Origin of the sequence: Alloprevotella sp. OH1205_COT-284 (genome assembly GCF_003859795.1) — a bacterium.
Classification (GTDB): domain Bacteria; phylum Bacteroidota; class Bacteroidia; order Bacteroidales; family Bacteroidaceae; genus Alloprevotella.
Map to the genome: position 1 here is coordinate 34,224 of NZ_RQYI01000022.1, position 6,653 is coordinate 40,876.

6 protein-coding genes are annotated in these 6,653 nt (G+C 49.1%); 5 read left to right on the forward strand and 1 reads right to left on the reverse strand.

Features of this window, described 5'->3' with window-relative positions; translation table 11 throughout:
* Nucleotides 1–34: 34 nt before the first annotated feature.
* The 5 genes from EII14_RS06565 to EII14_RS06585 all read left to right on the forward strand — a co-directional run bounded on the left by EII14_RS06565 (nt 35) and on the right by EII14_RS06585 (nt 4,891).
* On the forward strand, nt 35–1,303 hold the full coding sequence (locus EII14_RS06565) for an MFS transporter (RefSeq protein WP_124931749.1): 1,269 nt from the start codon (nt 35–37) through the stop codon (nt 1,301–1,303).
* 96 nt (nt 1,304–1,399) lie between these two features.
* Nucleotides 1,400–2,560, forward strand: coding sequence for a galactokinase (gene galK, locus EII14_RS06570; protein ID WP_124931750.1), 1,161 nt, complete (start codon nt 1,400–1,402; stop codon nt 2,558–2,560).
* Nucleotides 2,561–2,667: 107 nt separating this feature from the next.
* Nucleotides 2,668–3,360: a LysE family translocator gene (locus EII14_RS06575; RefSeq protein WP_124931751.1), complete on the forward strand. Its 693-nt coding sequence runs from the start codon at nt 2,668–2,670 to the stop codon at nt 3,358–3,360.
* 3 nt (nt 3,361–3,363) lie between these two features.
* A complete protein-coding gene (locus EII14_RS06580; protein ID WP_124931752.1) occupies nt 3,364–3,921 on the forward strand; it encodes a DUF4924 family protein in 558 nt (185 codons plus the stop codon).
* Nucleotides 3,922–4,018: 97 nt separating this feature from the next.
* Entirely contained in the window at nt 4,019–4,891 is an 873-nt protein-coding gene (locus tag EII14_RS06585; protein WP_124931753.1) for a glycosyltransferase family A protein, read from the forward strand.
* A 118-nt stretch (nt 4,892–5,009) separates the two neighbouring features.
* Here the strand turns inward: EII14_RS06585 and gdhA are convergent, their stop codons facing one another.
* Nucleotides 5,010–6,347: an NADP-specific glutamate dehydrogenase gene (gene gdhA / locus EII14_RS06590; protein ID WP_124931754.1), complete on the reverse strand. Its 1,338-nt coding sequence runs from the start codon at nt 6,345–6,347 to the stop codon at nt 5,010–5,012.
* Nucleotides 6,348–6,653: the final 306 nt, after the last annotated feature.

A 6,653-nucleotide genomic window follows, 5' to 3' on the forward strand; every position in this document is an offset into this window, starting at 1 on the left:
AAACAACAAACAATAAACTCAAACACAACATCTAATGGCACAAAAGTCGAAACAATGGGGCGCAATCATCGTGATGATAGCCCTCTTCGCAATGATTGCGTTCGTAACCAACCTTTGCACCCCGATGGCAACCATCATTAAAAACCAAGGGGACATCTCCAACGTTTTATCTCAGATCGGAAACTATGGCAACTTCATTGCCTATCTTGTCATGGGAATTCCCGCGGGAATGCTCATCTCCAAATTCGGTTATAAGAAAACAGCCCTCATCGGTCTGTTGGTAGGTAGCATTGGTATTCTTATCCAATGGTTCAGCGGTCAGCTCAACGCCCAAGAAAACTTGGGACTCGTATTTGGTGTTTATCTTATCGGTGCTTTCATCGCCGGTCTTTGCATGGCCATTCTCAACTGCGTGGTAAACCCGATGCTCAACCTTCTCGGCGGCGGCGGAAACTCCGGTAATCAGCTCATCCAAATCGGAGGTGTGTTCAACTCTTCGGCAGCCGTAGCCTGCTACATCCTGATGGGTGCGCTGATTGCAGATGCCAGCAAAGCCAAAATTGCAGACGCTACTCCCGCTCTGATGATTGCTTTGGCCATTTTTGTAGTGGCATTCATCGTCATCCTTTTCACCAAAATCGAAGAACCCGAACAAGCTCCCGTACGCGTGGATCTCATCTCCGGAGCTTTGAAGCATCGCCACTTTGCCCTTGGTGCCTTGGCCATTTTCCTTTATATGGGTATTGAGGTAGGAGTTCCCAATTTCGTTCAACAAATGCTTGTAGCCGACGGCATCCCCGCCAGCACGGTCGGTCTTTTGGTGGCCGTATATTGGTTCATGATGCTGATCGGCCGCTTTGTCGGTGCAAGTATCGGCAGCAAAGTCAGCAGCCGCGCCATGATCACCACGGTATCTATTGCCACGCTCGTACTTGTGTTGTTCGGAATGTTTGCCCCCGACGGAATTTTGGTGAAGTTCCCCGGTGTGGATTGGAGCAAACTCGAACTCATTTGGCAACCCATTCCCCTCGGCATCTTCTCTTTCCTTCTCGTAGGTCTTTGCACTTCCGTGATGTGGGGAGCTATCTTCAACATGGCCGTTGAAGGCCTCGGCAAATACACGGCCATTGCGAGCGGCATCTTCATGACCATGGTATTCGGTTGTGCCGTCATGATGGCTGTTCAAGGTTTTGTAGCCGACAAAGCAGGCTATATCAACAGCTTCTGGGTGGTGGTATTCTGCGCCGCCTACATCCTCTTCTATGCTTTGATTGGTAGTCGCGTCACTCATCGCGAAGAATAAATAAGAAATTCATAAAGGAAAGTGTCGGGCTTTCGGCTTTGCAATGCCCCGACACTTTTCTTCTTCAATCATTTAATCCCTCAAAAACTAAATCCCATGAAACTCACAATCGAAGACGTTCGCAGTCGCTTCCAAAAGCACTTCGATGGCAGCACAGGCTCTGTTTACGCCTCTCCCGGTCGTATCAACCTCATTGGTGAGCACACCGACTATAATGACGGCTTTGTATTTCCCGGTGCCGTAGAGCAAGGCATGATTGCCGAGATCAAGCCCAACGGCACTCGCAACGTACGCGCCTACTCCATTGATCTCAAAGATTACACCGAATTTTCGCTTGACGACGAACAAGGGCCTTCTGCAAGTTGGGCACGCTACATCTTCGGCGTATGCCGGGAAATGATGGCTCTCGGCGTCCCCGTCGAAGGCTTCAATACCGCTTTTGCAGGCGACGTTCCTCTCGGTGCCGGCATGAGCTCTTCGGCTGCCCTTGAATCGGTTTATGCTTTCGCTATCAACGACATTTGGGGCGACAACAAAATCGAGAAAATGGAATTGGCACGCGTCGGACAACGCACCGAACATAAATACGTAGGCTGCAACTGCGGGATTATGGACCAGTTTGCTTCCGTACACGGCAAAAAAGGATCGCTCATGCGCTTAGACTGCCGCAGCGGCGAATTTGAATACTTCCCCTTCAATCCCCAAGGCTACAAACTGGTGTTGGTGAACTCCCAAGTGAAACACGAGCTTGTCGGTTCTCCCTACAACGATCGCCGTCGCAGCTGCGAACGTGTGGCCGAAGCGATCAATAAACTACACCCGGAAGTGAAATCTTTGCGCGACGCCAGCTACGAACATCTCGATGAGGTTCGCGGACAGGTTTCCGAAGAAGATGCTCTCCGTGCACACTATGTGATCGGCGAACGCGAACGCGTGCTCACCGTGTGCGATGCACTCGAAAAGGGCGATTACGAAACCGTTGGCCAAATGATGTATGCCACTCACGAAGGATTGTCGAAAGAATACGAAGTGTCGTGCGAAGAGCTGGACTACCTCAACGACATTGCCAAAGAAGAAGGCGTGACCGGTTCTCGCATTATGGGCGGCGGCTTCGGCGGATGCACAATCAACCTCGTACCCGAAGAACTCTACGAAAACTTCTGCAAAGTGGTGAAAGAAAAATTTGCGGCCAAATTCGGAAAAGACCCCGTGATCATCGACGTCGTTATCGGCGACGGTTCTCGCAAACTCTGCTAAACCGATACGACGAGCTGTCAAAGCTCCTTACGAAAATCTCTGCACCGCGCGAATTATTCGTGCGGTGCTTTTTTATTTCCTAATTATTTGCGAACTTTGCCATCACTATGCAAATCGATCCAACCATAGCAACAATTTGGGCCGAGTTTAGCAGCACGCTGCAATTGGTCATCAAAGGTATCATCATCGGCATTGTCGTTTCTGCCCCGATGGGACCTGTGGGTATATTGTGCATTCAACGCACGATGCACAAAGGCCGCAACTTCGGGCTTGCCACAGGTGCCGGAGCCGCTTTGTCCGATTTCCTTTATGCATTAATCACCGGTTCGGGAATGCTTTTTGTAATGGACTTCATTGAACGTCCGGAAATCATCTTTTGGTTAAAGCTCGGCGGAAGCATCATTCTCTTCATTTTCGGTCTGCACACCCTTCTTTCCAATCCCATAAAGGCCATACGCCAACCCTCCGGCAAGAAAGGCACGCTTTTTCACAACTTCATCACCTCCTTTTTCGTCACCCTCTCCAACCCCCTCATCATATTGCTGTTCATAGCCCTCTATGCACAGCTTACCTTCACCGTTCCCTCCAACCCCTTTGGTGTGGCCTGCGGTTATCTTTCTATCATCGGCGGTGCGATGCTTTGGTGGCTGGGTCTGACCTATCTTGTAACAAGAATGAAAACCACGTTCGGTTTGAGAGGCATGTTTTTTCTCAATCGCACAATCGGCACCATTGTTGTGGTCGTGAGCGTCTTTTATGCCATGACCACCGTATTTCGCATCTCTCTAACTTTCTATTAAGCCATGTTTATAGCCCGACAACTGCGAAACAAAAATCGTGCAGAATACTTGCTATATATGTGGCAAGTAGAAGACATCATTCGAGCCCATCATTGCGACATCGAAGCTCTGCGCAACGGCTATCTCTCCCAATTCGATCTCACCGCCGAAGAGCGCAAAGAGTTGGAAGAGTGGTATGAAAACCTCTGTGTTATGCTCAAAGAAGAAGGCAAAACGCTCCATGGGCATTTACAGATCAATAAAAACGTGCTCGAAAGTTTGTCGGAAACTCACAATAAACTTCTTTCTTCCTCTCAGTATCCCTATTATAGAGAATTGTATTACAAAGTTCTCCCCTACATCGTCGAGCTTCGTGCCAAGAAACAGGAAAAGACCTCCGGCGGCAACGAAAAAGAACTGGAAACCTGCTTCGAGTTCCTCTATGGAGTGATGTTGCTGCGGTTTCAAAAGAAAGAAGTTTTTCCCGAAACGCAAAATGCCGCCAAAGACGTGTCTGCCTTGTTGGGACAGCTCTCCGATTATTGGAAAAAGGATCAAGAAGGACAGCTGTTTGAGACATAGCTTTCCGCCACGACATTTTTCCACCCCGACAAGCCTTTGACGGCTGTGAGCCGACTTGCTCCTGGCTTTTTGTTGCTTCCTTTTTCCGATTTTCGATATGTCGCCTCGGCTTTCCGTCCTCGTCTGTACAATCAACGATCGCATCAAAAACGTTCCCGATTTGCTGCTGCCCCCTCGGGCAGATTTGTTGTATGTCGTTTCGTTTCAATACACGGCCTCTGTCTTTCTCGACATGATTCCCCCTTCGTTGAAAGAACGCGACGACGTCAAGCTCGTGCCCTTTCTCTCCTCGGGACTGTCTGCCAATCGCAACAATGCCTTTCGCCATTGCACCACCGAACTGGCACTGATCGCCGACGACGATGTGCGTTATTCCAATGACCGCATCGACATGGTGCTTCGACATTTCGCACAACATCCCGACATCGACATCATGTGCTTTCAGGCACAAGAGATGGACGGAACGCCTCTCAAAGCCTACCCCTCCTTTTCTTTCGAATATTCAAACCGTCCGAAAGGCTCTTATTTCACGAGTTTTGAAATCGCCTTTCGCACCGATGCTCATCTTCCGGCCTTCGACACCCGCTTCGGCCTCGGAGCGTCCTATCTGTCTTGCGGAGAAGAGGAAGTCTTTTTGCATCAAGCCCACCGCTGGGGGGCTCGAATCGTTTATTTTCCCGAAGTGCTCTGTTTGATCTCCGGTCGTGAAACAACCGGTAAGCGTTTCTTTTCAGACACCAAAGTCCGGCGTTCAAAGGGAGCCGTTTTCTACATGATGTTTGGCTTCTTGGGGGCTTTTTTGCGCATCACCAAACATGCTCTCCTGCTCCCCTCTTCGTGCGATCGTTGGAAATTTTGGAAAGACATGCTGGACGGCATCATCTACATTTTTCGTAATCCTCTCAACGAAGGCATGGCCGACGAGATTCCTTTGGACTTTCAAACTATGGATTTCCGAAACCTCCCGTGACAAAAGCCGCTTTCATGCTCTCTCCCCGACAAAAGTAAGCTCCAATGTTCAGACATCTGCGCTATTCCCACACATATCCGAACATTGGAGCTTACGTTTTTCGGGGGTCTTTTTTGTTTTACACAACCCCTTCGGCCATCATGGCTTTTGCCACCTTCATAAATCCGGCAACATTCGCCCCTTTCACATAATTGATGTATCCGTCTTCGGTCTTTCCGAATTTGACACATTGTTGGTGTATGCCGTGCATAATCTGATGCAAACGTGCATCCACATCGGCAGCCGTCCAGCCCAAATGCATTGCATTTTGACTCATTTCGAGGCCGGAAGTAGCCACACCTCCTGCATTCACGGCTTTGCCCGGTGCATAAAGAATTTTATGCTCCAAGAAGAGTTCGATCGCTTCGGGTGTGCAACCCATGTTGGAAATTTCCCCGACACATTGCACTTTGTTTTCGATCAGCTGCAAAGCATCTTTCCCGTCCAGTTCATTTTGCGTCGCACAGGGCAGAGCGATGTCTGTTTTCACTTCCCACGGACGTCGTCCCGGCACGAATTTGGCTTCGGGATACCGTTCTGCGTAAGGTGCCACCACGTCGTTGCCCGAAGCGCGCAATTCGAGCATATAGTCTATTTTCTCTCCGCAAATGCCGTCGGGGTCGTAGACATATCCGTCGGGACCGCTGATCGTCACGACCTTAGCTCCCAGTTCGGTAGCCTTCAAAGCGGCTCCCCATGCCACGTTTCCGAATCCGGAAAGAGCCACGGTTTTGCCTTTTATGGATAAGCCGGCCGTTTGCAACATTTCGTTCACAAAATACAAGCCGCCAAATCCCGTTGCTTCGGGACGAATCAGGCTGCCGCCAAACTCCAAGCCCTTTCCGGTCAATACGCCCGAAAAATCACGGGTCAGTTTCTTGTATTGGCCGAACAGATAGCCGATTTCTCTACCACCGACACCAATATCTCCGGCAGGAATGTCTATTTCGGGGCCGATATGGCGATACAATTCACTCATAAAAGCTTGGCAAAAGCGCATGATTTCGGCATCGCTCTTTCCTTTCGGTGAAAAATTACTTCCTCCCTTGCCTCCTCCCATGGGGAGTGTGGTCAAAGCATTTTTGAACGTTTGTTCAAATCCGAGGAATTTAAGGATACTCAGATTGACCGAAGCGTGGAAACGCAGTCCGCCTTTATAAGGGCCTATGGCCGAGTTAAACTGCACACGATAGCCGATGTTTACTTGTACTTTTCCACTATCGTCCACCCAAGGCACTCTGAAAGTGATGATGCGCTCCGGTTCGACAAGGCGTTCGAGGAGCGACGCACGCTCCCATTCCGGATGTTCGTTATACACGTCGCCCACGCAAAGCAACACTTCGCGCACTGCTTGCAAATACTCATACTCGCCGGGATGCTGTGATTCCAGACGACTCATAAAAAGGTCGATGTTCATGTCTTTCAATATAGAGGAAGGATTAACAATGTGTTGATGAGGCGAATTTAGTAAAAAAAAACAACGACACAAGTTTTTCTCCTCTTTATTTGAGGAAAGATGTGGGTTTGAGAGGCAAATATGCCTTCATGACGAAAAATGAAACCATTTTTCATCGGGAGCATACTTGCCTCTCGGCATGTTTTCACTACTCGGTTCGTAGGAAAATTTAGGTGGCTTGTAGAGTTTTCTAAGTAACGAGTAGAAAATTCTAAGTAACGAGTAGAAAATTCTAAGTAACGAGTAGAAAATTCTAAGTAACGAGTA

Excerpts from the sequence above, each read along its gene's own strand:
- EII14_RS06585 (WP_124931753.1), top strand. The coding sequence starts at position 4,019 with ATGTCGCCTCGGCTTTCCGTCCTCGTCTGTACAATCAACGATCGCATC.
- gdhA (WP_124931754.1), bottom strand. The coding sequence starts at position 6,347 with ATGAACATCGACCTTTTTATGAGTCGTCTGGAATCACAGCATCCCGGC.
- EII14_RS06565 (WP_124931749.1), top strand. The coding sequence starts at position 35 with ATGGCACAAAAGTCGAAACAATGGGGCGCAATCATCGTGATGATAGCC.
- EII14_RS06580 (WP_124931752.1), top strand. The coding sequence starts at position 3,364 with ATGTTTATAGCCCGACAACTGCGAAACAAAAATCGTGCAGAATACTTG.
- EII14_RS06575 (WP_124931751.1), top strand. The coding sequence starts at position 2,668 with ATGCAAATCGATCCAACCATAGCAACAATTTGGGCCGAGTTTAGCAGC.
- galK (WP_124931750.1), top strand. The coding sequence starts at position 1,400 with ATGAAACTCACAATCGAAGACGTTCGCAGTCGCTTCCAAAAGCACTTC.